Origin of the sequence: Amycolatopsis sp. NBC_00438, from assembly GCF_036026695.1 — a bacterium.
Taxonomy (GTDB): domain Bacteria; phylum Actinomycetota; class Actinomycetes; order Mycobacteriales; family Pseudonocardiaceae; genus Amycolatopsis.
On record NZ_CP107923.1, the window covers coordinates 6,211,465 to 6,237,708 of the forward strand.

A 26,244-nucleotide genomic window follows, 5' to 3' on the forward strand; every position below is an offset into this window, starting at 1 on the left:
GATTGGCCGATCCGCCCCGGTGGCACCACCCGGTGAGGTCTCAGGACGCCGGCGGCACGTAGAGCAGCCGGTTGGCCGTGCCCTCCGGGACGCCCTTCAGCGCGTCCGGCGTCGCGGCCTGCACCAGCGCCTGGTCCACCTGGGCGGGCGTCGAGCCGGGGTGCTGGGCCAGGTAGATCGCCGCCGCTCCGGCCGCGAACGCCGCGGCCACGGACGTGCCCGACTCCGGGCCCGCGGTCGTGCCGCCCGCGATCGGGCTCGGGACGTCGACACCCGGCGCGTACAGGTCGACGTCCTGGCCGAAGTTGGACGCCTTGTCCGGGTGGTCCTGGTCGTCGATCGCCCCGACGGTCAGCGCCTCGGTGACGCGCCCCGGCGAGAAGCCGCTCGCGTCCGCCGTCTCGCTGCCGGCCGGGACGGCGATCGGCAGCACCGTGGCCAGGCGTTTCACGGCCGCGTCGAGCTGGTCGTTCGGGACGCCGCCGATGCCGAGGACGGCGACCGCGGGCTGCCGGGCGTTCTGCGCGACCCAGTCGAGCCCGGCGATGATCGCCTCGGTCGCGCCGCCGCCGTCCTTGTCGAGCACCCGCACCGGGACGATCTGCGCGCCCTTCGCGACGCCGTAGGCCTGGCCCGCGGCGATCCCGGCGAGCCGGGTGCCGTGACCGTTGGTGTCGGCCGTGTCGGTACCGCCGCCGAGGAAGTCCCGCCCCGGCGCGACGCGGCCCTGGAAGTCGGGGTGCCGCGGGTCGACGCCGCTGTCGATCACGTAGATCGTGACGCCGGCCGCGTCGTCGCCGTAGCGGTAGGCGTGGTCGAGCCCGGTCCGCTGGTCGATCCGGTCCAGCCCCCAGCTGGGCGGATCCTGCTGCACTCCACCGGCGGCGGCCGCCGGCGCCTGTCCGGCGAGCACGATGGCCACGGCCGCGAGAACACCCCGTCGTTTCCTCATGATCAGCGTGGTACCCGCGCGCCGGGGCCGCGACAACTCGGGGCTGTCGCCCGATCGGCTGATCTACACTGAGGGCACTAACGCAACGGGAGTGGCACTTGGAGACCATCGGCACGCAGCGCCCGGGCGGCCGCACCGAGCGGACCCGCCGCGCCGCCCTCGACGCGACGCTCGAGCTGCTCGGCGAACGCGGCTACGCCGAGCTGACCGTCGAAGCGGTGGCCGAACGCTCCGGTGTGCACAAGACGACGCTGTACCGCCGCTGGGAGTCCGCCGAGGGCCTGGTCGCGGCGGCGCTGCTGATGGGCACCGAGCAGGAGTGGGCCGCGCCGGACACCGGGTCCCTCGAAGGCGACCTGCGCGAGGTCAACCTGGAGCTGGTGCACTTCTTCACCGAGCCGGGCCTGCGCGAACTCCCGATCGCCTCGATCTCGGCGGCGTTCCTCTCGACCCGCGCGGCCGAGGCCCTGGAGGAGTTCTACGTCGATCGGCACGCGCGTTCGGCGCCGATCGTCGAGCGCGCTGTGGCCCGGGGCGAGGTCCCGCCCGGGACGGACGCGGTCGAGGTCGTGCGCGTCGCTTGCGGACCGGTCTTCTACCGCCTGTTCGTCTCGCGCGAAGGCGTCACGCCGAACGACGCGGGAGTTGCCGCGGCCGCGGCGGCGGCCGCCGCCAAAGCCGGCGTGTTCGTCACGGCAACGGACGCCTGAACCGCAGCTCCTCCAGCGAAACCGTGCCGCCGGCGATCGTTTCGGTGCGCGAGCCGCCGTCGAGGGACCAGCCCGCGCGCTCGTAGAACGCCTTCGCGCGCTCGTTCGTCGCCAGCACCCACAGCACCGCGGCCGGCCAGCTCGCGGCCAGCGACTCCAGCACCGAAACGTGCAGCAGCCGGCCCAGGCCGCGGCTCCACACCCGCGGGTGCAGGTAGATCGCGTACAGCTCACCCTCGTCCGGCCCGTCCCGGCGCGGCCCGAACGCCGCGAAGCCGACCACCTCCGGGTCGGCCACCACCAGCACACGGCCGCCGTCGCGCAGGGCGCGGGCCCAGCCCGCCGTCCGGTCCTCGACCGGGATGCCGGCGAGGAAGTCCGCCGGCATCAAGCCGTCGTACGCCGCTTGCCAGGAGCGCACGTGGATCTCGCCGATCGCCCCCGCGTCGTCGACGGTGGCGGGCCGGACGACGGCGGTCACGACTTCTCCAGGTACTCCGCGCGCTCGACGTCGACGACGTCGGCGACCATCTGGGCCAGGCCGGGAAACTTCGAGATCGCCGGGTCCTTCTCGACGATCTCCTGCGCCCGCGCACGTGATTCCGCGATGACGTCTTCGTCCCGCAGCAGGGAAAGCAGCTTCAGCGTGGACCGCTTCCCGGACTGCGCGGCGCCGAGGATGTCCCCCTCGCGGCGCAGCTCCAGGTCGAGGCGGGACAGCTCGAAACCGTCCGTGGTCGACTCGACCGCCGCCAGCCGTTCGCGGGTCGTCGTACCGTCGAGGGCTTCGGTGACCAGCAGGCACAGCCCCGGCACGCTGCCCCGGCCGACGCGGCCACGCAGCTGGTGCAGCTGGCTGATGCCGAACCGGTCGGCGTCCATGATCACCATCGCCGTCGAGTTCGGCACGTTGACGCCGACCTCGATCACGGTGGTGGCCACGAGCACGTCCAGCTCCCCCGCGGCGAAGGCCCGCATCACAGCGTCCTTGTCGTCCGCGGGCATCCGGCCGTGCAGCACCGCGATGCGCAACCCCTTGAGCGGCCCCTCCACCAGTTGCGGCGCGATGTCGAGCACGGCGACCGGCGGCCGCTTGTCGCTCTTGTCCGACGGCGGCTCGTCACCGATCCGCGGGCACACGATGTAAGCCTGGTGCCCCTTCGACACCTCTTCGGTGACGCGCTGCCAGACGCGCTCCATCCACGCCGGCTTCTCCGCCACCGGGACGACGGTCGTGCTGATCGGCGAGCGGCCGACCGGCATCTCGCGCAGCGCGGAGATCTCCAGGTCGCCGTAGACGGTCATGGCGACCGTGCGCGGGATCGGCGTCGCGGTCATCACCAGCACGTGCGGGCTGGTGCCCTCACTGCCGCGGGTGCGCAGGGCGTCGCGCTGTTCGACGCCGAAGCGGTGCTGCTCGTCGACGACGGCCAGGCCGAGGTCGGCGAACTGCACGGTCTCCTGGATCAGCGCGTGCGTACCGACGATGATGCCCGCTTCGCCGCTCATGGCTTCCAGCAACGCTTTCTTGCGTTCCTTCGCGCCCATCGACCCGGTGAGCAGCGTGACGCGGGTGGCCTTCTCGGCCGCGCCCAGCTCGCCGGCCTGCGCCAGGTCGCCGAGCATCTCGCGCAACGACCGCGCGTGCTGGGCGGCGAGCACCTCGGTCGGCGCCAGCAGCGCGGACTGCCGTCCGTTGTCGACGACCTGCAGCATCGCCCGCAGCGCGACGATCGTCTTGCCCGAGCCGACCTCGCCCTGCAGCAGCCGGTTCATCGGGTGCTCGGTCGCCAGGTCGGCGGCGATCTCGTCGCCGATGCCGCGCTGGCCCGCCGTGAGGTCGAACGGGAGCCGCTTGTCGAAGGCGTCCATGATCCCGCCGTCGACGTGCGGGTTCGCCTTCGCCGGCCGGGAGATCGCGGAATGCCGGCGCTGCGCGAAGATCAGCTGCACGGCCATCGCTTCGTCCCACTTGAGCCGCTTGCGCGAGGCCTCCAGGTGCGCCCAGTTCTCCGGGCGGTGGATGCCGCGCAGCGCGTTTTCGAGGTCCCCCAGGTGCTGGAGCCGCCGCAGCTCCGGCGGCATCGGGTCCTCGTCGACCTCGAGGACGTCGAGCACCTGGCGCACGCACTTGGCGATCGACCACGTCGGCATGCCCTGTGCCGCCGGGTAGACCGGGATGATGGCGGCCAGGAAGTCGTCCATGGCCTCGGCTTCGCGGTCGGCCTCGAACAGCTCGTACTCGGGGTTGGTCAGCTGCAGGGTGTCGCGGAACGCCGAGACCTTGCCGGCGAACAGGCCGGACTTGCCCGGCACCAGGTCCTTCTCCCGCCAGGCCTGGTTGAAGAAGGCGCACGTGAGCCGGCGTTTCCCGTCGGTGATCACCATGTCGATGATGGTCCCGTTGCGGGCCTTCATCCGGCGCTTGCTCACCTTTTCGATGCGCGCCAGCACGGTCGCGTGCTCGCCGAGCTCGAGACCGGCGATGTCGGTGAGCTCACCGCGCTCGGCGTAGCGGCGCGGGTAGTGGCGCAGCAGGTCGCTGACCGTCTCGATGTCGAGGGCCGTGGCGAGCGCCTTCGCCGTCTTGGCGCCCAGCAGCAACGGCAGCTTGTCGCGCAGTCCGGCCATCGCTATTCGACTCCCATCAGCAGCACGGCGGCCGCCTGCCCGCCGGCGTACCCGGCCAGCTCCACCTCGGGGTGCTCCAGCCGGAGCTGCTCCGCGAGCTCCTCGGCGACCCCCGGCGGCGCGGCGGCCCCGCTCAGCACCGTCACCAGTTCCCCGCCCAGCGCCAGCATCCGGTTCAGCACCTTCATCGCCGCCGCGACGAGGTTGGTCTCCGACGCCGGGGCGGGCTCGATCAGCACCACCTCGTCGTCGACCAGGCCGACCACGTCGCCGGACTGGGCCCGGCCCACCCAGGTTAGCGACTCTTCGCGGGCGATCCGCAGTTCGCCACGCCTGGTCGCGGCGGCCGCCTCGGCCATCGCGACGACGTCGTCGTTGGTGCGGCGCCCGGCGTCGTGCACGGCCAGCGCCGCGAGCACCTGCACCGGCGACGTGCACGGGATGACCACGACGTCCCGGTCGGCGGCCATCGCGTGGCCCGCCGCGGTGTCGGCCGCCGCGGTCAGCGCGACCCCGCCCGGCAGCACCGTGACGTGCCGGCCGGCGGCCTCGTTGAGCAGGCCGATCATGTCCTCGACGCTCGGCACGGTGCCTTCGGGCACTTCGAGGACCGGGATGCTCTCGGCGCGCAGCACCTCCGCCAGCCCGCCGCCGTGCACGACGGCGACGACCGTGCGGTCGATCCCGCCGCCCGGCTCGATCGGCGTCGGCGTGAGCAGCGGTTCGACGCGGATCCGGCGCGGCCGCCCCAGCGCCAGCCCGGCTTCGATGGCGGCGCCGATGTCGGCGCAGTGGACGTGCACGGCGTGACTGCCCGAGCCGTCGCCGGCCACGGTGACGCTGTCGCCGAGGCCGCCCAGCTCCTTGCGCAGGGTCGGCAGGCTCTCCTCGTCGACGCCGTCGAGCAGGTACATGACCTCCCAGGCGTACGCCTGGTCTTCCACGACCGGCGCTTCCAGCGCGTGGTCCTGCTCGACCGCGGTGCCGGTGAGCACCCCGACCAGGGCGTCGAGCACGGCGACGAGCCCGCGGGCCCCGGCGTCGACGACCCCGGCCTTGGCCAGCGCGGGCAGCTGCAGAGGCGTCTTCTCGAGCGCGTGCGCGGCTTCCTTCGCGGCGGTCTGCGCCACGTCGGCGAGCGGGCGCGTATCGCCGCGCACGGCGAGGGCGACGGCGTGCAGGACGGTCAGGATGGTCCCGGCGACCGGCCGGCTCACGGCCCCGGTGGCGACCTCGTCGGCGTGGCCCAGCGCGACGGCCAGCCACGGACCGTCCAGCTCGCCCTCGGCCCGGTCGGCCAGCCCGCGCACGACCTGGGAGAGGATCACGCCGGAGTTGCCCTTGGCCGAGGCGACGGCCCCGCGCGCGAGGACCTTCAGCGCGTCGGCGGCGGTTTCCGGCTCGGCGTGGTCGAGTCCGGCGGCCGCGCCGGTCATCGTGAAGAGCATGTTGGAGCCGGTGTCGGAGTCCGCCACGGGGTAGACGTTGATCCCGTCGATGGCCGGCCGCAGGCTCGCCAGGCTGCGCACACAACCCGCGGCCCAGGCCGACACCGCCGCCGCGTCCAGCACCCGCACTCCGTGACCTCCTCGTCGTTCCGGAGCGAGCGTATCGACCCCGTGCGGGACACGGCTGAGCCACTGGTTACTATGGTCGAGTTGCCCAGTGCATCTGGGCTCATCTCTATGACCCAGATCCAAAGGAGTTCGACGTGGCTGCCGTGTGCGACGTCTGTGGCAAGGGACCCGGCTTCGGCAAGTCGGTCTCGCACTCCCACCGGCGTACCAACCGCCGGTGGAACCCGAACATCCAGACCGTTCACGCCAAGGTGGGTATTTCCCAGCGCAAGCGCCTGAACGTGTGCACCTCGTGCATCAAGGCGGGCAAGGTCGTTCGCGGCTGAGGCGAGAAGAGTTCGAAAATGGCGGGTGCTCTCCGGAGCACCCGCCATTTTTTATGTTCGGCCTGGGTGCGCCCGCCAAGTCCGTGAAGGCCTCCTTGAGGGACTCTGAGTCCCTCAAGGAGGCCTTCACGGACCTTCGGGTTACTTGAGGAAGTCAACCAGCATGTCGCGCAGGGCCTCCGGGTGCTGCAGGACGCCGTGGTCCTGGCCCGGGAGGGTCTCGTGGCGGGCACCGGGGACCGCGGCCGCCGCGACGCGGGCTCCTGACTGCAGCTTCTCCGGGCTCGCGCCGCCGCCGATGACCAGCGTCGGGGCCGTGATCCGGGCCAGGTGGTCCTTGCGCGGGCGGGCGCCCGGGCCGCAGATCGTCAGGTCGTACGGGAGCGTGTGGGCCAGCGAGGTGAACCAGCCCCAGACCGGGGCCCGCTTCATCCCCTCGATCACCTCGGGCGGGGTGCCCGCGACCTCCAGGAAGGTCGCCGCCGCGCCGTCGCGGTCGCCCGCCGCGATCTGCGCGGTCACCTTCTCCGTGACGTCGGCGCGCGACTCCGCGTCGGTCGCGTACGGCGGTTCGTACGCCACCACCTTCTCGATCGCGAGACCCGCTCCGGCCGCCTCCAGGGCCAGCACCGCGCCCGACGAATGGCCGAAGACCGACGCCGAGCCTCCGACGTGCTCGATCAGCGCCGCGATGTCCTCGATCTCCCGCTCGACGGCATAAGGACCGGTGTCGCCGCTGTCGCCCCGGCCACGCCGGTCGTACGCGATCGTCGTGAAGTCCGCGGCCAGCACTTCGGCCAGGCCGGCGACCGTCGTCCGGTCGTTGAACGCGCCGCCGACCAGGATCACCGGCGCCCCCGTGCCGCGCTGCTCGTAGGCGATGGACGTGCCGTCGGCCGATGTGACGTTCATTTCTCCTCCAAAGGTTTCCCCCTGGTCGGAGCCGTCACCCCGATCCGGACACCGAACCTACGGGAGTTTCCAGTCGACCGGCGCGGCGCCCTGCTGCTCCAGCAGCTGGTTGGCGCGGCTGAACGGGCGTGACCCGAAGAAGCCGTTGTGCGCCGAGAGCGGGCTCGGGTGCGCGGACTCGATGCACGGCACCTCACCGAGCATCGGGCGCAGGTTGCGGGCGTTGCGGCCCCAGAGGATCGCCACCATCGGCTCCGACCGGGCCGCGAGGGCCTTGATCGCCTGCTCGGTGACGTCTTCCCAGCCCTTGCCCTGGTGCGAGTTCGACTTGCCCGGCTGCACCGTCAGGGCCCTGTTGAGCAGCAGGACGCCCTGGTCGGCCCACGGCGTCAGGTCGCCGTTGGCCGGCAGCGGGTGGCCGAGGTCCTCGGCGTACTCCTTGTAGATGTTGATCAGGCTCTTCGGGATCGGCCGGACGTCCGGCGCCACCGAAAAGCTCAGGCCGACCGCGTGCCCGGGCGTCGGGTACGGGTCCTGGCCGACGATCAGCACCCGGACGTCGTGGAACGGCTGCTGGAACGCCCGCAGCACGTGCTCACCCGCCGGGAGGTAGGTCCGGCCGGCGGCGATCTCCGCGCGGAGGAACTCCCCCATCACGGCGACCTGCGGCGCCACCGGTTCGAGGGCCTCGGCCCAGCCTGCCTCGACGATGTCCTGCAACGGTCGTGCGGTCACGGGCGGCGAGCTTACCGGCCGTGGCCGCCGTCACTCGCGCGGGTCGAGCCGCCGGAGTTCGACGCGGAACCGCTTCGCCCGCTCGACGTAGGAATCCACGACGAGAGCGATGCTCTCCGGTCCGAACGACTTGTTCTCCCGCGTCTTCGCGGGCACACCGAGCGCGATCTCACCGGACTTCACGTACGAGCCGTACGAGAGCACCGCGCCGGCGCCGACCATGCCCCCGTCCTCGATGACCGTGCCGTTGAGCACCACCGAACCGGAGGCGATCAGGCAGCCGGTGCCGATCGTCGCGCCCTCGACGTGCACCGCGTGCCCGATCGCCGACGACGGCCCGAGGATCGTCGGGTGCCGCTCGGTGCAGTGCAGGACGCAGCCGTCCTGGACGTTGGAGCGCTCGCCGATCTCGATGTGGCCGTGGTCGCCGCGCAGCACGGTCTGCGGCCACACCGACGCGTGGGCGGCGATCCGGACGTCGCCGATGACGGTCGCGTCCGGGTGGACGTAGGCGTCGGGGTGGATCGTCGGTTCGAGCGAACCGAGCGCGTAAATGGGCATGCCGCCTCCGGGTGACTGCGGTTTCACGTGCTCTGCGATTGGATCACGTCATCGCCGCGAACCCGCACACCCGTCCGAGAAGCACCGCCCTCGTGCTCCTCCTCGTCGTGCTGACCTGGCTGCTGAGCGTGCCGGTCGCGGCGGCGCCCGCGCTGGCGAACGGCCTGGCCACGACCCCGCCGATGGGCTGGAACAGCTGGAACCAGGTCCGCTGCTACGACCTGACCGAAGACGTCGTCAAGAAGGCCGCCGACGCGCTCGCGGACGACGGCCTGCGGGACGCGGGCTACCGCTACGTCGTCGTCGACGACTGCTGGCAGGCGCCGGCTCGCGACGCCGACGGCTCCCTGAAGGCCGACCCCACGCGGTTCCCGCACGGCATCGCCGACCTCGCCGACTACGTGCACTCCCGCGGCCTGCTGTTCGGCATCTACGCCGTGCCGGGCAGCCGGACCTGCGCGATGGCCAACGACGCCTACCCCGCGTCCGGCATCGGCTCGCTCGGGCACGAACAGCAGGATGCCGAGACGTTCGGCCGCTGGGGCGTCGACTACCTCAAGTACGACTGGTGCAACGCCGACACCGTCGACGGCCTCGACCCCAAGGCGGCGTTCGAAAAGATGCGCGACGAGCTCGCCGCGCTCCCCCGCCCGATCGTCTACGCGATCTCCGAATACGGCGTCTCGAGCCCGTGGACCTGGGCGCGGCCGGTGGCGAACCTGTGGCGGACCACCTACGACCTGACCCCGACCTGGGATTCCGTGCTCGCGACGATCGACCAGCAGGCCGCCGTCGCCGTCCACAGTGGCTCGCCGGGCGGCTGGAACGACCCGGACATGCTGCAGGTCGGCAACGGCACGCTGACCGCGGACGAGGCCCGCGCGCACTTCAGCGTCTGGGCGGTGCTGAACGCGCCGCTGTTCGCCGGGACCGACCCGGCGATGCTGAGTGACGACGACCTCGCGACGCTGGGCAACCCGGAGGCGATCGCCGTCGACCAGGACTTCGCGGGCGGTCAGGGCCGGCGGCTGGCGGCCGGTCCCGGCTACCAGGTGTGGGGCAAACCCTTGTCCGGCGGCGGGTTCGCGGTGGTGCTGCTCAACACCGGCACCACCACCGCGACCGTGTCCGCGACGGTCCCGGGCGCCTGGAACGTCCGGGACCTGTGGTCTCACCGCGACGTGGGCACCGCGGTTTCCGCGTCGCTGCGCCCGCACGCGGCCGCGTTGCTGAAGCTCACGCCCCGCTGAGGTCCTTGCCGTAACACCGGCTCGACTCCTCGTTCTTGTACACGCCGAACTTCGGGATCTCGACGTAGCCCGAGGACGCGTAGAGCGCGATCGCCTCCGGCTGCTTGGTGCCGGTCTCCAGCACCGCGCGCTTGCGGCCGGACAACGCCGCCGTGCGCTCCAGCTCGAACAGGATCATCCGCGCGAACCCGCGGCCCCGCGCGGAATCGGCGACGTACATCCGCTTGAACTCGGCGTCGCCGTCCTGGAAGTCGGGGGCGGGGCCGTCGTGCGCGCGCCACGCCCCGCAGGCGACGGCTTCCTCGCCCTGGTAGCCGACGAGGAACAGGCCCTGCGGCGGGTCGAACTGCTCGGGGTTCATCGGGGTGGCGTCTTCGTCGCCGTAGCGCTCGACGTACACCTGTTGCACCGCGGCCATGAGCTTGGCCGCGTCGGGGTGGTCGTAGGGGACCGGAACGATTCTCACGTCCGTGGAGCCTACTTCAGCGCCAGTGTGTCCAGCCGCCTTCGCGCGTAGAAGGCTTGCCGTCCACGGTGATCCCCGAGTCCGGCATGGTCGCGACGCCGATGGCGCGCCAGCCGTCCGGCAGCTCGGCGAACGACGGGAACGTGGCCACCAGGGCGTGGTCCTCACCGCCGGTGAGGACCCAGTCGAGGGGGTCGGCGCCCAGAGCCGCGCCGACTTCGGTGAGCCGGGCGGGGACGTCGAGGTCGGCGGTGCGGACGTCGATGCCGACGCCGGAGGCCTCGGCGATGTGCCCGAGGTCGGCCAGGAGGCCGTCGGAGACGTCGATCATCGCCGTGGCCCCGGCGAGCGCGGCGCGGGGACCGGCCTCGTAGGGCGGTTCCGGGGCGCGCTGCGCGTTGACGACGCCGACCGGGGACCGGAAGCCGCGCCCGAGCACCGCGAGACCGGCGGCGGCCCAGCCGAGCTTCCCGCAGACCGCGACGACGTCGCCGGGGCGGGCGCCCGAGCGCGTCACCGGCTCGCGGTCGCCGAGGTCGCCGAGCGCGGTGACGCTGATCACGAGCTGGTCGGCGCGGACCATGTCGCCGCCGGAGACGCCGATGCCGGCGCGTTCGGCCTCGGCCCACATGCCGTCGACCAGGGCGGTGATGACGTCCCGCGGGGTGTCGGGCGGGCAGGCGAGGCCGACCAGGACGGACGTCGGGGTGGCGCCCATGGCGGCGATGTCGGCCAGGTTGACCGCGACGGCCTTGCGCCCGACGTGCTCCGGGGCGGACCAGTCGAGCCGGAAGTGCACCCCCTGCACCAGGACGTCGGTGCTGGCGACCACCCGCCCGTCGGGGGCGGCGATCACGGCGGCGTCGTCGCCGGGGCCGAGCAGTGTGCCCGGCGGCTGGCGGCGTCCTTGCGTGACGGCTCGGATGAGCGCGAACTCCCCGGTCTCGGCGACCGTTGCGTCGTTCGGTGACACCGGTCACCTCTGCTTTCTCTACCGGGACAAAGAGTCGATCACCGATAGTCGGATGCCCTATGTTTTTCCGTGAGCTGCCGTTACGTTGCTGTGAACGTTCCTGCTCTCAAGTTCCTACCCTGAGCCGATCGATCCCGACGAAAGGGCGCGCCGTGGTCCACGCATACATCCTCATCCAGACCGAGGTCGGCAAGGCGGCCGCGGTGGCGGCCGAGATCTCGAGCATCCCTGGTGTGACCAGCTCGGAGGATGTCACCGGCCCGTACGACGTCATCGTGCGCGCGGCCGCCGACAGCGTGGACCAGCTGGGCCAGCTCGTGGTCGCGAAGGTGCAGAACGTGGAAGGCATCACGCGGACCCTGACCTGCCCGGTCGTGCATCTCTGAGCAGGGACGTTCCTGGGGGGGACGACCCCCCAGACCCCCCGAACCGACTCCAGTGGTGTAGTGGTCCGGTGCCCGAATCCGACACCGGCGCGCCACCCAGGGTGGTGCTCGTCACGGCGGCCGCGCTCGCCGTGGCCCTGGCGGTCGCCGTCGCCGTCTTCGCCCTGACTCACCGTTCCCCCGATCCCGCGGCCGGCCCGCTGCCGCTGGTCCCCGTGCCCGCGCCGCAGGCCGCGTCCCCGGCGTGCAAGACGCTGCTGGGTGCCGTGCCGTCCGAGCTGACGTCGAACGGCGCCCAGCTGTCGCTGCGCACCCTGGCCGAGCCGGCCCCGCCGGCGACGGTGGCGTGGGGCACGGACGACCCGCTGGTCCTGCGCTGCGGCCTGGACCGTCCGCCGGAGCTGACGCCGACGGCGCAGCTGCGGCTGGTGAACGGCGTCCAGTGGCTGCAGGTCCCGGGCGAGGGCGCGTCGACGTGGTACGTGGTGGACCGCGAGGTCTATTCGGCGCTCACGGTGCCGGACAGCGCCGGCACGGGCCCGCTGCAGCAGATCTCGGACGCGGTGGCCGCGAAGCTCCCCGCGCGTCCGCTGCGGTTCAGCTGACAAGTCCGTGAAGGCCACCTTGAGGGACTCTGAGTCCCTCAAGGTGGCCTTCACGGACTTTGGCTAGCGCAGGCCGGTGCCCCGGGCGATCGCCGTTTCGATGAGCGTGGTCAGCAGGGTCGGGTAGTCGATGCCCGTGACCTCCCACATCTTCGGGTAGGCGGACTTCGTCGTGAAGCCGGGCATGGTGTTGACCTCGTTGATGCTCGGCTCGCCGTCGGCGCCCACGAAGAAGTCGACGCGGGCGAGGCCCTGGCAGTCCAGCGCGCGGAAGGCCTCGACCGCCATGGTGCGGAGCTTTTCCGTGACGGCGTCGTCGAGCTTGGCCGGGATGTCCAGCTCGGCGTCGTCGCCGAGGTACTTGGTTTCGAAGTCGTACCAGGCGTTTTCGTCCTCGGACAGGACACGGATCTCGGCCGGGAGCGACGCTTCGACGCGGCCGTCCGGGAACTCGAGGACCCCGCACTCGACCTCACGCCCGACGACGGCGGCCTCCACGAGGACCTTCGGGTCGGTGGCGCGGGCCAGCTCGATGGCGGCGTCGAGGTCGTCCCAGGACGTCACACGGCTGATGCCGACCGACGATCCGGCGCGCGACGGCTTCACGAACACCGGCAGGCCGAGCTTCGCACGGCCGGCTTCGTCCAAAGTGGACTGTCCACGGCGGAGCGCGGCGAAGGTGCCGACCGGAAGCCCTTCGGCGGCCAGGAGCTTCTTCGCGGTCTCCTTGTCCATGGCGGCCGCGCTGGCGAGCACACCCGGCCCGACGTACGGGATGCCGGCGAGCTCGAGGAGGCCCTGGATGGTGCCGTCCTCGCCGAAGGCGCCGTGCAGCACCGGGAAGACGACGTCCACCTGGGACAGCAGCTCACTTTCCCGGCCCGGCTCGACGGCGACGAGCCCCTGACTGGACGGATCGCCCGCGAGGACGAGACCCTTGCCGTCGTCGACCGACGGCAGTTCACGACCGCGGATGGCGAGCTGCGCGGAGTCACCGGTGCCGAGCACCCAGCGGCCTTCCCGGGTGATGCCGACCGGCACGGCTTCGAACCGCTCCGGGTCGAGGTTCCCCAGGACGCTGCCCGCGGACAGGCACGAGATGGTGTGCTCGCTGCTGCGCCCGCCGAACACGACCGCCACCCGGATCTTCTCGCTCATGGTGAGCCACCGTACCCGGTGACCTCGGCGAACAGCCCAGCCCCGTGCGACGAGCGCGACCCCGCGCGCGACGAACGCAACCCCGGCGGACCCGGCACGTCGTTAGCTACGAGGGGCTTTGTCAGCGCAGCACCGACACCAAGGTCGGCAGCGCCGCGACCAGCGCTTCCCGGCTACAGCCCGCGTAGCCGATCGCCACCCCGTGCGCCGTCGGCACCCCCGCGAAGTGCCGCGCCAGACCGTCAAGCCGGATCCCGCGCCGCTCCGCCGTCGCGATCACCGAGGCCTCCACCGCGGCCGACGGGAACGGCACCACCAGGTGCGCCCCCGCGTCGTCGCCGCGGACCGGGATGCCCGCCCCCGCCAAAGCCCCCGCCAGCAGCGTCCGGCGCTCCGCCATCTCACGGCGGATCTTGCGCAGGTGCCGGCCCAGATCGCCGTTGCGCGCGAACTCGTACAGCACCCGCTGCCCCGCCGGGGACGGCCGCGTGCCCGTCAGGTCGCGGTACGCCAGCACCGCCGACGTGATCGCCTCCGGGGCCACCATCCAGCCCGCGCCCAGCGTCGGCGTGAGGATCTTCGACGTCGTCCCGAGGTGGGCCACGACGTCCGGGGCGAGGGAAGCCAGCATCGGCAGCGGCGCGACGTCGAAGCGGAGCTCGCCGTCGTAGTCGTCCTCGATCACCAGCATCGACGACGCCCGCGCCAGCTCGACCAGCGAAACCCGCCGGGCCGCGCTCAGCCTGCTGCCCATCGGGTACTGGTGCGCCGGCGAGCAGTACACCGCCCGCGCGCCCGCCGGGATCGCCTCCGGCCGCAGCCCCTCCTCGTCCACCGGGACGCCGACCACCCGCATGCCCGCCCGGAGAAACGCCTGCACCGCGCGCTGGTAGCCGGGCTCTTCGACGGCGACGATGTCGCCTCGCTCGAGCACCGCCGAGGCCAGCTCGACGACTGCGGCGGTCGTGCCGCCGGTGGCCAGCACCGAACCCGCCGCCAGGCCGCGGTGGCGCAGCAGGTGCTCCGACACCGCCGCGCGGTACTCCGGCAGCCCGGCTCGGTGGGCGCGGATCAGCGGGTCCGGGTCGGCCGCGGCGCGCCAGGCCCGCCGCCAGGCCGCGCGGTCCAGCCCGGCCGCCCACGGCGTGCCCGGGCCGAGGTCCAGCAGCGACGGCGGCTCGGCGTCGGGAGCCGGGACAGCGGGCGCCGGCACTTCCGAAGCCGAGAACGACGGCGGCGTCGTCACGTACGTACCGGAGCCGTGCCGCCCGGCGATCCACCCTTCCGCGTGGAGCTGCTCGTAGGCGGCCGACGTCACGGTGCGGCTGACGCCGAGCCGCCCGGCCAGCGCGCGCGTCGACGGCAGCCGGTCGCCGCCGCGCAGGTGCCCGGACGCCGCCGCCTCACGCAGCGCGTCCGCGAGCTGGACGGCGAGCGGCGTGACGGACGCGCGGTCGAGGCTGACCGGGAGCGCGGTGTCGGCGTGGGTCACGGGACCTCCTCAAGTGGACTTCCCAAGTGTACGAGAAGTGGACATTTTCCGATGCCACTGCCGGGCGAGACGCTGATCGCATGCTGTCCACCACGCCCCGCACCACGCTCGGCCGCAAGAAGAACCGGGCCGTCACCGACCGCGCCGTGCTGCACGCCGTCCTGGACGACGGCCTGATCTGCCACCTCGGCGTCGTCCGCGACGGCGTCCCGCTGGTCCTGCCCACCGGCTACGGCCGCGACGGCGACACGCTCTACCTGCACGGCTCCACCGGCGCGTCGAGCCTCCGCACGGCGTCGGAGGACCTCGACGTCTGCGTCACGGTCACGCTGCTCGACGGCATCGTCTACGCGCGCTCGGTGAACAACCACTCGATGAACTACCGCAGCGCGGTGATCCTCGGGAAGGCGAAGCTCGTCACCGGCACCGAAGCCAAGATGCACGGCCTCAAGGTGCTCACCGACCACCTCGCGCCGGGCTCGTGGGACCACGCGCGGGAGGTGAACGCGAAGGAGTTCGCCGCGGTCAGCGTGCTCTCCCTCGACCTCGCCGAAGCGTCGGTGAAGATGCGCGCGGAAGGCCCGGACGACGAGCCGGACGACGTCGGCGCGGACACCGCGTGGGCCGGGGTGCTGCCGGTGCGGACGGTCTTCGGCGAGCCAGAGCCGTCGGCCGACCTCTCCCCCGGCTGGGTGATTCCGCCGCACATCACCGATCGGGGGTAGCACGGTGTCGATCCGCGCGGTCGCCGTTCGTATAGGCGGCGACAGAGGAAGCAAGCGGAAGGAAACCCCGTGCGCGCGATCAGCGTCACCATGAACGTCACCCTCGACGGCGTCGTGCAGAGCCTCGGCCGCCCCGACGAGGACACCCGCGGCGGTTTCACCCACGGCGGCTGGGGCGGCCGCTACCAGGACGAGGTCCTGGGCGAGGAGATGAGCCGGGGCATGGGCAAGCCCGGCGACATGCTGTTCGGCCGCCGCACCTGGGAGGACTTCATCGGCGCGTGGGCCGGGCAGACGGACGGCAACCCGTTCACCACGCACCTGAACGCCGCCACCAAGTACGTCGCTTCGACCACCCTCGACGACGCCGGCAAGTGGCAGAACTCCGTGCTCCTGCGGGGAGACGCGGCGAAGACGGTCGCCGAGCTGAAAGCCACGCCCGGCAACGACCTCTCGGTCATCGGGAGCGCCTCGCTCGTGCACGCGCTGCACGCGGCCGGGCTGATCGACCACTACGCCCTGCTGATCCACCCGCTGGCCCTCGGTGGCGGCCTGCGCCTGTTCGCCGACCCCGCTCCCTACACCGAGTTCACGCTCACCCGCAGCGTCGCGACCACCAAGGGCGTGATCATCGCCTACTACGACCAGGTCACCTCGTCGTGAGTGGTCAGGGCGGTTAGAACCGCCCTAACCACTCACGAGCGGGCCAGCGGGAGCCGGACGGTGAAGGTCGTGCGGCCCGGGGCGGACTCCACCGAGACCGTGCCGCCGTGCGCCGTCACCAGGGACTGCACCACCGACAGCCCGAGCCCGGTGCCGCCGCCCGAGCGGGTGCGCGAGTCGTCGATGCGGAAGAACCGGTCGAAGATCCGCTCCTGGTCGGCCGGGGCAATGGCGCCGGGCCCGGCATCGGTGACCCGCGCGACGGCCTCGGCGCCCTCGACCGTCACCGCGACGTGCACCGCGGTCCCCGGCGGGGTGTGCACGGCCGCGTTGGCCAGCAGGTTGTCGAGCACCTGCCGCAGCCGCAGCGGGTCGGCGTCCACCGCCGCCGCGTCCAGTGACGACGTCAGCGGGTGGTCGGGCCGGCCGGCGGCGAACGCGTCCGCCGCGTCGCCGGCCAGCTCGGCCAGGTCCGTCCGTTCCGGGCGCAACGGCGTCTCGGCCGCCCGCGCGTCGAGGCGGGCCAGCAGCAGGAGGTCGTCGACGAGCACGGTCATCCGCGCCGTCTCCTCGCGGATCTTGCTCAGGTGCGCCTCGCGTTCCGCCGGCTCGTTCGCCGCCGCGTAGCGGAAGAGGTCGGCGTAACCCCGGATCGACGTCAGCGGTGTGCGCAGTTCGTGGGACGCGTCGGCGACGAACCGGCGCAGCCGCTCGTTCGCCTCGGTCTTGGCCGCCAGGGACGTGTCGATGTGGGCCAGCATCACGTTGAACGCCGTCCGCAGCTCCTCCACCTCGACGCCGCCGCCGCTGCCCGACGCGCGCACCGGCAGGGCGGGGTTCGCGGTGAGGTCGTGGGAGGCGATGTCGTGCGCGGTACCGGCCATGTCGGCCAGCGGGCGCAGGCCGCGGCGCAGCACCAGCCGTCCGACGACGACCAGCACGGCCAGCGCGAACGCGAACGCGCCGACCTCGACCCAGACCAGCTGCCGGACCGTCCCGTTGAGATCCCCCTGCGGCGCGGCGCTCAGCAACACCGAATCGGTGTCGACCGGGCAGGCGCGGACCCGGTAGGGCCCGTCGTCGTGCAGGTAGATGTTGCGGGTGACGTCGCCCGAGGCCGCGTCGGCCGCGATCTTCGCGAGCTGCTGGGCGTCGCCGGGCAGCATCCCGCCCGGTTCGGGCGTCGCGACGCCGTCACGCACCGAGTACAGGGCCGAGTACCAGGAGTAGACCGACTGCGGCGAGCCGTGCGTCTCACGCAGCTTCGGCAGCTGGGTGTTCTGGCTCTTGGACAGCTGCTCGTCGAGGCGCCGGTCGAGGTAGCCGTGCATGATGCCGACCGTCGTGACGCCGACGGCGGCGAACACCACCAGGGCGAGCGCGCCGAGGCCGAGCGTGATGCGGGTGCCGAGCCGGGTGCGCTGCCAGGCGCCGTACCACCGGCGGAAGAAGCCCGTCACCGGTTGACCTGACGCACGACGTACCCGACGCCGCGCACGGTGTGGATCAGCGGTTCGCCCGCGCCCGCGTCGATCTTGCGCCGCAGGTGCGAGATGACCAGTTCGACCACATTGGACCGGCCGCCGAAGTCGTACTCCCAGACGTGGTCGAGGATCTGCGCCTTCGTCAGCACCGACGGCGAGCGGCGCATCAGATAGCGCAGAAGCTCGTACTCGGTCGGAGTCAGCTCGGCCGGCGCCCCGTCACCGCGGCGGACCTCGCGGGTGTCCTCGTCCAGCGTCAGATCCCCGACGCGCAGCACGGACCCGCGCGCCGCGGCCGGGAGCGCGGCGCCGGTGCTGCGGCGCAGGACGGCCCGCAGCCGCGCCATCAGCTCCTCCACGGAAAACGGTTTCACCAGGTAGTCGTCACCTCCGCGGGTGAGCCCGGCGATCCGGTCCGCCGTCGCGTCCTTGGCCGTGAGGAACACCACGGGCACCGCGCTGCCGTTCGCGCGCAGCCGGTCGAGGACGGTGAAGCCGTCGAGGTCGGGCAGCATCAGGTCCAGCACCACGATGTCCGGCGCGAACGCCGCCGCCTCGCTCAGCGCGGCCTTGCCGGAGCCGGCCGTGACCGCCTGCCAGCCCTCGTACCGGGCGACGGTGGCGACGAGGTCGGCGATGTGCGGCTCGTCGTCGACGACGAGCAGGCGCACGGGTTCGGAGGGCTGCACCACTCCATCTTCTCCCGGCGCGCGAGCCGGCGGCGACCGGTGGCCCGGGCCGACAGGAACCCGACAGCCGGCACCCAGACTCGCCACAGGCTCGGTGGCGAGGCTGGCCTTCGTGAACCGAACCCGAGGGGGATCCGTGTGACCAGCATGACGCAGACCGCCGAGGCCACGCGCCCGGCGATCCGCCCCCGGATCGCCGCGAAATCCGGCCTTTTCCTCATCCTGGGCGCCAACGTGGCCGCCGCGACCACCCTGTTCGCGCAGGCCGGGCTCTCGCCCAACGTGCTGATCAGCATCGGCAGGCTGGCCGGGCTGTACGGCGCGCTCGCGATGGCGTTCCAGCTGCTGCTGGTGGCCCGGCTGCCCTGGCTGGACCGGCGGATCGGGATGGACCGGCTCACGACGTGGCACCGCTGGACCGGCTTCACGATCCTGTGGACCCTGCTCGCGCACCTGGTCTTCATCGTCTTCGGGTACGCCGAGGTCGAGAACCACGGCGTCGTCGACGAGCTGGTGGACATGGCGAACCAGCTGGAGGGCATCCTGCGCGCGCTGGTCGCGTTCGCGGTGATCCTCATCGTCGGGGCGGCGTCCGCGAAGTTCGCGCGCAAGCGGCTCGCGTACGAGACGTGGCACTTCATCCACCTCTACACCTACGCCGCGGTGTTCCTCGCGTTCACGCACCAGATCGCGCTCGGGACGTCGTTCGCCGGCTCGCCGATGGCGAAGGGCTACTGGTGGACGCTCTGGCTCAGCGCCGGCGCCGCCGTCCTCGCCGGGCGCGTACTGCTCCCGCTGTGGCGGAACCTGCGCCACCGGCTGCGCGTCACCGCGGTGGTTTCCGAGGCCCCGGACGTGGTTTCGGTCTACATGAGCGGCAAGCACCTCGACCGGATGCCGGCCCGCGCCGGCCAGTTCTTCCTGTGGCGGTTCCTCACCAAGGACCGCTGGTACCAGGCCAACCCCTTCTCGCTGTCCGCCGCACCCGACGGCCGCACGCTGCGCCTGACCGCGAAGGCGCTCGGCGACGCCAGCGCGTCGCTGCGCAACCTCCGCATCGGGACGCGGGTGTTCGCCGAAGGCCCGTACGGCGCGTTCACCACGATCCACCAGCGGCGCCCCGACGCCCTGCTCGTGGCGGGCGGCGTCGGCATCACGCCGATCCGCGCGCTGCTGGAGGACATCCAAGGCCACGTCGTCGTGCTGTACCGGGTGCGCACCCAGGCCGACGCGGTACTGCTGCCCGAGCTGAACGAGCTGGCCAAGACCCGCGGCGCGATGGTGAGTGTCCTCACCGGACCCGACCAGGCGGTCGGCCCGCGCGGCACGATGCTCGGCCCGGCGAACCTGCACATGATGGTGCCCGACGTGCACGAGCGCGACGTCTTCGTCTGCGGCCCGCCGGGGATGACGTCGGCCGTGCTGCGCAGCCTGCGGGAGCTGCGCGTGCCCAAGGCCCAGGTCCACGCCGAACGCTTCAGCCTCGCGGCCTAGGGAGACGTCGTCATGAAGAGAACCATCTTCGTCGTCGCGCTGTCGATCGCGGGGTTCATCGCGGTCTGGCGGTTCGAACCCGGGCCGCCGGTGCAGAACGCCGCCGTCGCCCAGGCGCCGCCGGCCGTGGTCGCACCGTCCACATCAGCCGCGCCACCGTCCACTTCGGCCGGCGGGCCGACCGGGGGCACGTCCACCTCCCCCACGACGTCCGCGCCGCCGCCATCGTCCACTCCGGACAGTGCTAACGCGACGGTGACCACGCAGGGCACCGCCGAGTGGAGCACCTACGGGACCGTGCAGGTCCAGGTGACCTTCACCGGTTCCCGGATGGCCGCGATCACCCTGCTGCAGGCGCCGGACGGCGGCCGCGCCCTCACTGCCCTGCCGAAGCTGCAGGAGGAGGCGATCAAGGCGCAGAGCGCGAAGATCGACACGGTGACCGGCGCGACCGAGACGAGCGAGTCGTACAAGACGTCGCTGCAGGCCGCCATCGACGCCCGGGGCAACCGATGACGAACCGCGTGGAACAGGTGATGGGCCTGCCGATCTCCCTCGACCTGCGGGACGACGGCGATTTCGCCGAGGTCGTCGACGACGTCTTCGCGTGGTTCCGCGACGTCGACGCCAGGTTCAGCCCGTTCAAGCAGGACAGCGAGGTCAGCCGTTACGACCGCGGCGAGCTGCCGGCCGAGGACCTGAGCGACGACCTGATCGAGGTGCTGGAGCTCTGCGCGTACTACGAGCAGCTCTCCGGCGGCGCGTTCCGGGCGCGGCTGCCCGGCCGCGGCCTCGACCCGTGCGCGGTGGTGAAGGGCTGGGCGGTGCAGCGCGCCGCCGACATGCTCAAGGCCGAAGGCGCGACGACGTTCTGCCTCAACGCGGGCGGCGACGTCGTCACCGCCGGCGAACCCGAACCCGGGCGGCCGTGGCGGGTCGGCGTGCGCCACCCCGAGCAGCCCCTGGCCGTGTGCGCGGTGCTGGAGTCGCGCAACGGCGCCATCGCGACGTCGGCGGCCTACGAGCGCGGCTCGCACATCCTCGACGGCCGCGACGGCACGCCGGCGACCGGCCTGATGAGCGTCACGGTGGTGGCCGGGGACCTGGTCACCGCGGACGCGCTGGCCACGGCGGCGTTCGCGATGGGCGCCGAGGGCATCACGTGGGCGGCGGACCGGCCGGGCTGCGAGATCCTCATCGTCGACGACAGCCGCCGGATGCACCGGACCGCGGGGCTCCTCCTGGCTTCCTGACCGCATCCGCCAAAACCGGTCGCACCGGCACGGCCGCTCGGCCAGACTCTGCGCATGCCTTCCGCCGTGCTGAACGTGTCCGTCGACTGCGCCGACCCGTACACCCTTTGCCAGTTCTGGAGCCAGGTCACCGGGAAACCGATCCCGGACGGCGACCACCCGGGTGACGACGAGGTCGGCATCGAGCTGTCCGACGGCACCGCCCTGCTGTTCCTGAAAGTGCCCGAACCGAAGACGGTCAAGAACCGCCTGCACCTGTGCCTGCAACCGGACGTCCCGCGTGACGAAGAGGTCACGCGCCTGATCGGGCTGGGCGCCACGCTCGTCCACGACCGGCGCAACGACGACGGCACCGGCTGGGCCGTGCTCGCCGACCCCGAGGGCAACGAGTTCTGCGTGCTGCGCAGCAAGGCCGAGCGCGCGACGACGCCGTGACGGACTCGTTCACGATCAATAAGGCCAACTGGGACGAGCGCGCGCCGCTGCACGCGGCGTCGCCGGACTACAACTTCGCCGGCTTCGCCGCGGATCCGGCGTACCTGAGCGCCGTCGTGCGGTTCGACCGGCCGCGGCTGGGTGACATCGCGGGGTTGCGCGGCGTGCACCTGCAGTGCCACCTCGGCACGGACACGGTGTCGCTGTCGCGGCTGGGCGCGCGGATGTCCGGGGTGGACTTCTCGGGCGCGGCGCTGGCCGAGGCCCGGCGGCTGGCCGAGGCCGCGGGTGCGGACGTCGACTACCACGAAGCCAACGTCTACGACGCCGTCTCCGTGCTGGGCGCGGAGACCTTCGACCTGGTCTACACCGGGATCGGCGCGCTGTGCTGGCTGCCTTCGGTGACGCGCTGGGCCGAGGTCGTCGCGGGCCTGCTGCGGCCGGGCGGGCGGCTGTTCATCCGCGAAGGGCACCCGATGCTGGGCACGCTGGACGAGACGGTGGACCCGGCGGTGCCGCGGTACCCATACTTCGAGCACGCCGAGCCGCTCGTGTTCGACGAGCCGGGCACCTACGTCCGGGTCGACGGCGAACTGACCTCGACGGTGACCCACGAGTGGGCCCATTCGCTGGGCGAGGTCGTCACGGCGCTGCTGGCCAACGGGCTCACGCTGACCGGGCTCACCGAGCACGACAGCGTGCCGTGGAACGCCGTCCCGGGCCAGATGGCGCACGACGAGGCCGTCGACGAGTGGCGGATGAAGGACACGCCCCAGCGGATCGCGGCGAGCTACACGCTCCAGGCCGTCAAATGACCCTGATCGCGGTCGCCACCCTGGGCGGCACCATCTCGATGGCCCCTTCGAGCGGTTCCGGCGGCGCGGTGCCGCGGTTCGGCGCCGCGGAGCTGCTCGCCGGGCTCGGCGACCTGCCGTTCGAGGTGCGGGCGGAGACGCTGGCCGGCATCGGCAGCGCGTCGATGGACTTCGCGACGCTGCTGCGCTGCCGCGACTGGGGGCTGGTGCAGGAAGCCGACGGGTTCGTGGTCGTCCAGGGCACCGACACCCTCGAGGAGACGGCGTACTTCCTGGACCTGTGCTGGCCGTCGGAGATCCCGGTGGTCGTCACTGGCGCGATGCGCAACGCGGGCCTGCTCAGCCCGGACGGCCCGGCGAACCTGCGCAACGCCTTGACAATCGCGGCCGATCCCCGCGGCCGGGGGCGTGGCGCGATGGTGACGCTGAACGACGACGTCCACGCGGCGCGGTGGGTCCGGAAAGGGCATTCGAGCCACCTGGAAGCGTTTTCGTCGGCGCCCGCGGGCCCGCTCGGCATGGTCGTCGAGCAGGCGGTGCACTGGTTCCACCCGTCGCCGCCCCGGCCGCCGGTGCTCTCCGGCGACGACTTCACCGGGCTGGTACCGGTGGTCGAGTCCGGCCTGGACGATTCGGGCGCGGTGCTGGACCTGGTCGCGGCGGATCCGCGCGTGCGCGGGGTGGTGCTGGCCGCGACGGGCGCCGGACACGTCTCGGGCGGCACGGCCGACGTCGTCGAGCGGCTGGTTTCGCGGCTGCCGGTGGTGGTCGCGTCCCGGACGGGTGCCGGGCCGACGCTGCGCTCGACGTACGGCTTCCGCGGTTCGGAGTCGAGCCTGATCGCGATGGGCGCGACGATGGCGGGCTGGCTGGACGCCCGCAAGTCCCGCATCCTGCTGCACACGCTCCTGGCGACCGGCGCCGACCGCCCCCGCATCGAGCAGGAGTTCCGCCTGCGCGGCGACCTCGACTGACGCCGGCCAAGTGCCGTGAAGGCCTCCTTGAGGGACTCTGAGTCCCTCAAGGAGGCCTTCACGGCAGGTCAGTCGCGGACGGGGCCGTTCAGCGGGTCCAGGTGGTACGAGCGCATCGCGCGGCCCGCGTCGCGGTAGACGTGGAGCGAGACCGCCGGGTCCGGGCCTTCGTTGCGGACCTCGTGCACGTAGCCGGGGCCGAACACCCGTGACTGCCCGGCCGCGAGCGCGTGCAGCTCGGTGATCGCGCGGCCGTCCGGCGCGCGGCGGGCGACCGCCTCGGTCAGGTGGCCGCTGACGACGGTGAACGCGCCGCCGGCGACCGCGTGGTCGTGCAGGTCGGTGCGCTGGCCCGGCAGCCAGCTCATCAGCCACACCTCTTGCTGCTCGTCCTTCGAGACGAGCGCCGCGAAGCGCTCCTCCGGGTCGTAGCGCAGCAGGTGCTTCCAACGGTCGCGATCGGCGGCGACCTCCAGCGCGACGCGCACGGGGTGGCGCAGCGCGGGGTTCTCGGGACGCAGCAGGGTGTTGTCCGGGACGGCGAACATGAGGGTCCTCACAGAAGAAAAGGGGTGTCGAGCTGGGCCGGGGCGGGGTTCACCGACAACAGCGACACGCGCACACGACGGCGCGGAGGTCGTGACGACCCCGCGGCTCGATCATGGTGTGCGCGAACATGGCGCTCAGAGTTCCAGCCGCCCGGAGGCCGGTCAAGCGGCTCTCAGCATCCGGGCGGTACGTCACGCCCGGCCGGTCAGGACCACTCGTGTTTCTGGGAGCGGCCCAGGAGTTCGGCGCCGGCCTGGCGCGGGTCGACGCCCTCGTGGCAGACGCGGTGCATCGCGTCCGTGATCGGCATGTCGACACCGACGCTGTGGGCCAGCGCCCGGATCGACGAGCACGACATGACGCCCTCGGCGACCTGTCCGCCGGCGGCGGCCTGGGCCTGCTCCAGCGTGTCGCCGCGGCCGAGGCGCTCCCCGAACGTCCGGTTGCGGGAAAGCGGCGACGAGCACGTCGCGACCAGGTCGCCGACCCCGGCGAGCCCGGCGAACGTCAGCGGGTCGGCGCCGAGCTTCGCGCCGAGCCGGGCCATCTCGGCCAGGCCGCGGGTGATCAGTGTCGCCATGGTGTTCGTGCCGAGGCCGAGGCCCGCGGCCATCCCGGTGCTCAGCGCGATGACGTTCTTGCACGCCCCGCCCAGCTCGCAGCCGACGACGTCGGTGTTGGTGTAGGGCCGGAAGTAGGAGTTGGCGCTGGCGCGCTGGATCGCCACCGCGCGCTCGTGGTCGGCGCAGGCGAGCACCGACGCGGCCGGCTGCCCGGCGGCGATCTCCTTGGACAGGTTCGGCCCGGTGACGACCACGACCTCGCCGGCCGGGACCCCGACGATCTCGGCGATCACCTCGCTCATCCGCTTGAGCGTGCCGAGTTCGACGCCCTTGGCGAGGCTGACGAGGATCGTGTCGGCCGGCAGCAGGGTGCGCCACTCCGAGAGGTTCGCCCGCAGGCTCTGGCTGGGCACGCCCAGCACCACGGCCTCGGCGCCGTCGAGGGCCTCGGCCGGGTCGGTGGTCGCCGTGATGGTGTCCGGCAGGTCGATCCCGGGCAGGTACGCGGAGTTGGCGTGGCGCTCGCGGATGTCCGCGGCGACCTGCTCGCGGCGCGCCCACATCGTGACGTCGCGCCCGGCGTCGCCGAGCACCTTCGCGAAGGCGGTGCCCCACGAACCGGCGCCGAGCACAGTGACCCGCTGGACGTCGGCGCGCATCAGGCGGGATCCCCCGGCTTCGCCACCGGCGGCTCCTCGTGCCGGACCTCGCCGAGCAGGCGGGTCACGTCGTCCATCATCACCTTCGTGACTTCGCGCAGCTTCGACGCGCTGCGCGTGTTGCCGCCGCGGTAGGCGGACAGGTCGAGCGGGTCGCCGACGAAGTGCGTGACGGTCTTGCGCGGGAACGGCGTGAACTTCTTCGTGTAGCCGTTGAAGATCTGGCTGGTGCCCCAGCGCGCGATCGGGATCACCGGGACGTCGTTCTGCAGCGCGAGCCGGGCGGCGCCGGTGAAGGACTCCTTCGGCCAGCCGGCCGGGTCCTTGGTGATGGTGCCCTCGGGGTAGATCACGACGAGCTTCCCCTGCTGGAGGGCGTCGTGCGCGGCCTTGAGACTGTCCCCGGCGGCGGCCGAGCCGCGCGAGACGGGGATCTGCCCGGCGCCGACGAAGATCTTCCCGAAGATCGGCGTCCGGGTCAGCGACTCCTTGCCGAGGAAGCGCGGCACCCGCTTCTGGCGGTGCACGAACACGGCGTCGACGACGGGATCGAGGTGCGAGATGTGGTTCATCACGAGCAGCGCGGGCCCTTGGCGCGGGATCTTCTCGTTCCCGACGTACACCCGCCGCCCGATCCCGGTCACCGGATAGAACAGTACGGCGGCGAGTCCCACCCAGAAGCCGCCCTTTTCACGCCGGGCCACAGTCTTCCTCCTCCACAGCTCACGTCCGCCCTTGATCCTGCCGCGCCGGGGTCGGAGCGGTCCAGGGAGGGTGGCTGACGGCGCGCACCCCCAGGTGGAACGCCCCTGCTCCGGCCCGAACGCCCTCGGCCCGGCCCGCCCCAGCCGGGTCGGCCGGGGTGGGCCGGGTCGGCCAGGGTGGGCCGGGGTGGGGCGGGTCGGCCGGGGTGGGGCGGGTCGGCCGGGGTGGGGCGGGTCGGCCGGGGTGGGGCGGGTCGGCCGGGGTGGGGCGAGGCGGGGCGTACTGGCCGGGATGGGTGGCGGCAGCAGGGCAAGTCGGCTCGGTTGAACGGCCTCCCGAGGCGGCCGAGCCGGGGCAGGGCCGAGTCCGGTCGGGTCGGGACCGAGTCGGGCCGGGCCCGAGCCGGGTCGGGTCGAGTCGGGTCGGGTCGGGTCGAGTCGGGGCCGGGTTGGGGTTGGGCTGGCCCAATCCCGGCGGGCTGGGCCGAGTCGAGCCGGCCTGG

General features: G+C 72.6%; 29 protein-coding genes. 13 read left to right on the forward strand and 16 right to left on the reverse strand.

The window, feature by feature from the left end:
- Positions 1-40 precede the first annotated feature (40 nt).
- Positions 41-952: a S8 family peptidase gene (locus OG494_RS27660; RefSeq protein ID WP_328443513.1), complete on the reverse strand. Its 912-nt coding sequence runs from the start codon at positions 950-952 to the stop codon at positions 41-43.
- 98 nt (positions 953-1,050) lie between these two features.
- On the opposite strand from OG494_RS27660, the gene OG494_RS27665 reads away from it, so the two are divergent.
- Positions 1,051-1,662 (forward strand): TetR/AcrR family transcriptional regulator, encoded by a 612-nt coding sequence (locus tag OG494_RS27665; protein ID WP_328443515.1) that lies wholly within the window; start codon positions 1,051-1,053, stop codon positions 1,660-1,662.
- Here the strand turns inward: OG494_RS27665 and OG494_RS27670 are convergent.
- The 3 genes from OG494_RS27670 to OG494_RS27680 are packed head-to-tail and all read right to left on the reverse strand — an operon-like array spanning position 1,643 to position 5,870.
- Complete coding sequence (locus OG494_RS27670; RefSeq protein WP_328443517.1) at positions 1,643-2,143, reverse strand: GNAT family N-acetyltransferase; 501 nt, start codon at positions 2,141-2,143, stop codon at positions 1,643-1,645. The two genes, OG494_RS27665 and OG494_RS27670, sit on opposite strands and share 20 nt — an antisense overlap.
- Positions 2,140-4,293 (reverse strand): ATP-dependent DNA helicase RecG, encoded by a 2,154-nt coding sequence (gene recG / locus OG494_RS27675; protein ID WP_328443519.1) that lies wholly within the window; start codon positions 4,291-4,293, stop codon positions 2,140-2,142. Before recG ends, OG494_RS27670 begins: the two co-directional genes overlap by 4 nt.
- Positions 4,294-4,295: 2 nt before the next feature.
- The gene (locus tag OG494_RS27680) at positions 4,296-5,870 is read right to left on the reverse strand and encodes a DAK2 domain-containing protein (protein ID WP_328443521.1); all 1,575 of its coding nucleotides are present in this window, start codon (positions 5,868-5,870) and stop codon (positions 4,296-4,298) included.
- Positions 5,871-6,004: 134 nt separating this feature from the next.
- Here OG494_RS27680 and rpmB point away from each other — a divergent pair, with 134 nt between their 5' ends.
- Complete coding sequence (gene rpmB / locus OG494_RS27685) at positions 6,005-6,196, forward strand: 50S ribosomal protein L28 (protein ID WP_247062089.1); 192 nt, start codon at positions 6,005-6,007, stop codon at positions 6,194-6,196.
- 141 nt (positions 6,197-6,337) lie between these two features.
- Here rpmB and OG494_RS27690 read toward each other — a convergent pair whose 3' ends face one another.
- The 3 genes from OG494_RS27690 to OG494_RS27700 are packed head-to-tail and all read right to left on the reverse strand — an operon-like array spanning position 6,338 to position 8,404.
- Entirely contained in the window at positions 6,338-7,108 is a 771-nt protein-coding gene (locus OG494_RS27690) for an alpha/beta fold hydrolase (RefSeq protein ID WP_328443523.1), read from the reverse strand.
- Between the two features lie 57 nt (positions 7,109-7,165).
- On the reverse strand, positions 7,166-7,843 hold the full coding sequence (locus OG494_RS27695; RefSeq protein ID WP_328443525.1) for a uracil-DNA glycosylase: 678 nt from the start codon (positions 7,841-7,843) through the stop codon (positions 7,166-7,168).
- A 30-nt stretch (positions 7,844-7,873) separates the two neighbouring features.
- Positions 7,874-8,404 carry a gamma carbonic anhydrase family protein gene (locus tag OG494_RS27700; RefSeq protein WP_328443527.1) on the reverse strand — a complete coding sequence of 177 codons (531 nt, stop codon included), beginning with the start codon at positions 8,402-8,404 and terminating at the stop codon, positions 7,874-7,876.
- A 92-nt stretch (positions 8,405-8,496) separates the two neighbouring features.
- Between OG494_RS27700 and OG494_RS27705 the strand changes: the two genes are divergently transcribed.
- Entirely contained in the window at positions 8,497-9,654 is a 1,158-nt protein-coding gene (locus tag OG494_RS27705) for a glycoside hydrolase family 27 protein (RefSeq protein WP_328443529.1), read from the forward strand.
- Here OG494_RS27705 and OG494_RS27710 read toward each other — a convergent pair.
- Both OG494_RS27710 and OG494_RS27715 read right to left on the reverse strand, forming a co-directional pair.
- The gene (locus OG494_RS27710) at positions 9,641-10,120 is read right to left on the reverse strand and encodes a GNAT family N-acetyltransferase (protein WP_328443531.1); all 480 of its coding nucleotides are present in this window, start codon (positions 10,118-10,120) and stop codon (positions 9,641-9,643) included. The genes OG494_RS27705 and OG494_RS27710 overlap by 14 nt on opposite strands.
- A gap of 16 nt (positions 10,121-10,136) precedes the next feature.
- Positions 10,137-11,093, reverse strand: a complete 957-nt coding sequence (locus OG494_RS27715; protein ID WP_328443533.1) for a thiamine-phosphate kinase — start codon at positions 11,091-11,093, stop codon at positions 10,137-10,139.
- Positions 11,094-11,245: 152 nt separating this feature from the next.
- Between OG494_RS27715 and OG494_RS27720 the strand changes: the two genes are divergently transcribed.
- Both OG494_RS27720 and OG494_RS27725 read left to right on the forward strand, forming a co-directional pair.
- Positions 11,246-11,479, forward strand: a complete 234-nt coding sequence (locus OG494_RS27720; protein ID WP_125306405.1) for an Lrp/AsnC family transcriptional regulator — start codon at positions 11,246-11,248, stop codon at positions 11,477-11,479.
- A gap of 68 nt (positions 11,480-11,547) precedes the next feature.
- Positions 11,548-12,084, forward strand: a complete 537-nt coding sequence (locus OG494_RS27725) for a DUF3515 domain-containing protein (RefSeq protein WP_328443542.1) — start codon at positions 11,548-11,550, stop codon at positions 12,082-12,084.
- Positions 12,085-12,147: 63 nt separating this feature from the next.
- Here the strand turns inward: OG494_RS27725 and OG494_RS27730 are convergent, their stop codons facing one another.
- Complete coding sequence (locus OG494_RS27730; protein WP_328443544.1) at positions 12,148-13,242, reverse strand: D-alanine--D-alanine ligase family protein; 1,095 nt, start codon at positions 13,240-13,242, stop codon at positions 12,148-12,150.
- Between the two features lie 121 nt (positions 13,243-13,363).
- Positions 13,364-14,734 carry a MocR-like pyridoxine biosynthesis transcription factor PdxR gene (gene pdxR, locus OG494_RS27735; RefSeq protein ID WP_328443546.1) on the reverse strand — a complete coding sequence of 457 codons (1,371 nt, stop codon included), beginning with the start codon at positions 14,732-14,734 and terminating at the stop codon, positions 13,364-13,366.
- 80 nt (positions 14,735-14,814) lie between these two features.
- Between pdxR and OG494_RS27740 the strand changes: the two genes are divergently transcribed.
- Positions 14,815-15,459, forward strand: coding sequence for a pyridoxamine 5'-phosphate oxidase family protein (locus tag OG494_RS27740; RefSeq protein ID WP_328443548.1), 645 nt, complete (start codon positions 14,815-14,817; stop codon positions 15,457-15,459).
- Between the two features lie 69 nt (positions 15,460-15,528).
- A complete protein-coding gene (locus OG494_RS27745) occupies positions 15,529-16,122 on the forward strand; it encodes a dihydrofolate reductase family protein (protein ID WP_328443550.1) in 594 nt (197 codons plus the stop codon).
- A 32-nt stretch (positions 16,123-16,154) separates the two neighbouring features.
- Here the strand turns inward: OG494_RS27745 and OG494_RS27750 are convergent, their stop codons facing one another.
- Positions 16,155-17,582, reverse strand: a complete 1,428-nt coding sequence (locus OG494_RS27750) for a sensor histidine kinase (RefSeq protein ID WP_328443552.1) — start codon at positions 17,580-17,582, stop codon at positions 16,155-16,157.
- Positions 17,579-18,295: a response regulator transcription factor gene (locus OG494_RS27755; RefSeq protein ID WP_328443554.1), complete on the reverse strand. Its 717-nt coding sequence runs from the start codon at positions 18,293-18,295 to the stop codon at positions 17,579-17,581. The genes OG494_RS27750 and OG494_RS27755 overlap by 4 nt, the downstream gene beginning before the upstream one ends.
- A gap of 147 nt (positions 18,296-18,442) precedes the next feature.
- On the opposite strand from OG494_RS27755, the gene OG494_RS27760 reads away from it, so the two are divergent.
- From OG494_RS27760 to OG494_RS27785, 6 genes are read left to right on the forward strand one after another with little or no spacing between them, the layout of a single operon-like run.
- Positions 18,443-19,789 carry a ferredoxin reductase family protein gene (locus tag OG494_RS27760; protein ID WP_328459044.1) on the forward strand — a complete coding sequence of 449 codons (1,347 nt, stop codon included), beginning with the start codon at positions 18,443-18,445 and terminating at the stop codon, positions 19,787-19,789.
- A gap of 12 nt (positions 19,790-19,801) precedes the next feature.
- A complete protein-coding gene (locus OG494_RS27765; RefSeq protein WP_328443556.1) occupies positions 19,802-20,305 on the forward strand; it encodes an FMN-binding protein in 504 nt (167 codons plus the stop codon).
- Positions 20,302-21,042: an FAD:protein FMN transferase gene (locus tag OG494_RS27770; RefSeq protein WP_328443558.1), complete on the forward strand. Its 741-nt coding sequence runs from the start codon at positions 20,302-20,304 to the stop codon at positions 21,040-21,042. Before OG494_RS27765 ends, OG494_RS27770 begins: the two co-directional genes overlap by 4 nt.
- A 54-nt stretch (positions 21,043-21,096) precedes the next feature.
- A complete protein-coding gene (locus tag OG494_RS27775; protein WP_328443560.1) occupies positions 21,097-21,477 on the forward strand; it encodes a VOC family protein in 381 nt (126 codons plus the stop codon).
- The gene (locus OG494_RS27780; protein ID WP_328443562.1) at positions 21,474-22,292 is read left to right on the forward strand and encodes a class I SAM-dependent methyltransferase; all 819 of its coding nucleotides are present in this window, start codon (positions 21,474-21,476) and stop codon (positions 22,290-22,292) included. The genes OG494_RS27775 and OG494_RS27780 overlap by 4 nt, the downstream gene beginning before the upstream one ends.
- Positions 22,289-23,266: an asparaginase gene (locus OG494_RS27785; protein ID WP_328443564.1), complete on the forward strand. Its 978-nt coding sequence runs from the start codon at positions 22,289-22,291 to the stop codon at positions 23,264-23,266. The genes OG494_RS27780 and OG494_RS27785 overlap by 4 nt, the downstream gene beginning before the upstream one ends.
- Positions 23,267-23,334: 68 nt before the next feature.
- Here the strand turns inward: OG494_RS27785 and OG494_RS27790 are convergent, their stop codons facing one another.
- The 3 genes from OG494_RS27790 to OG494_RS27800 all read right to left on the reverse strand — a co-directional run bounded on the left by OG494_RS27790 (position 23,335) and on the right by OG494_RS27800 (position 25,741).
- Positions 23,335-23,814 carry a cysteine dioxygenase gene (locus tag OG494_RS27790; RefSeq protein WP_328443566.1) on the reverse strand — a complete coding sequence of 160 codons (480 nt, stop codon included), beginning with the start codon at positions 23,812-23,814 and terminating at the stop codon, positions 23,335-23,337.
- Positions 23,815-24,020: 206 nt separating this feature from the next.
- Positions 24,021-25,037, reverse strand: a complete 1,017-nt coding sequence (locus tag OG494_RS27795; RefSeq protein ID WP_328443568.1) for an NAD(P)H-dependent glycerol-3-phosphate dehydrogenase — start codon at positions 25,035-25,037, stop codon at positions 24,021-24,023.
- A complete protein-coding gene (locus OG494_RS27800) occupies positions 25,037-25,741 on the reverse strand; it encodes a lysophospholipid acyltransferase family protein (RefSeq protein WP_328443570.1) in 705 nt (234 codons plus the stop codon). The genes OG494_RS27795 and OG494_RS27800 overlap by 1 nt, the downstream gene beginning before the upstream one ends.
- Positions 25,742-26,244 lie beyond the last annotated feature (503 nt).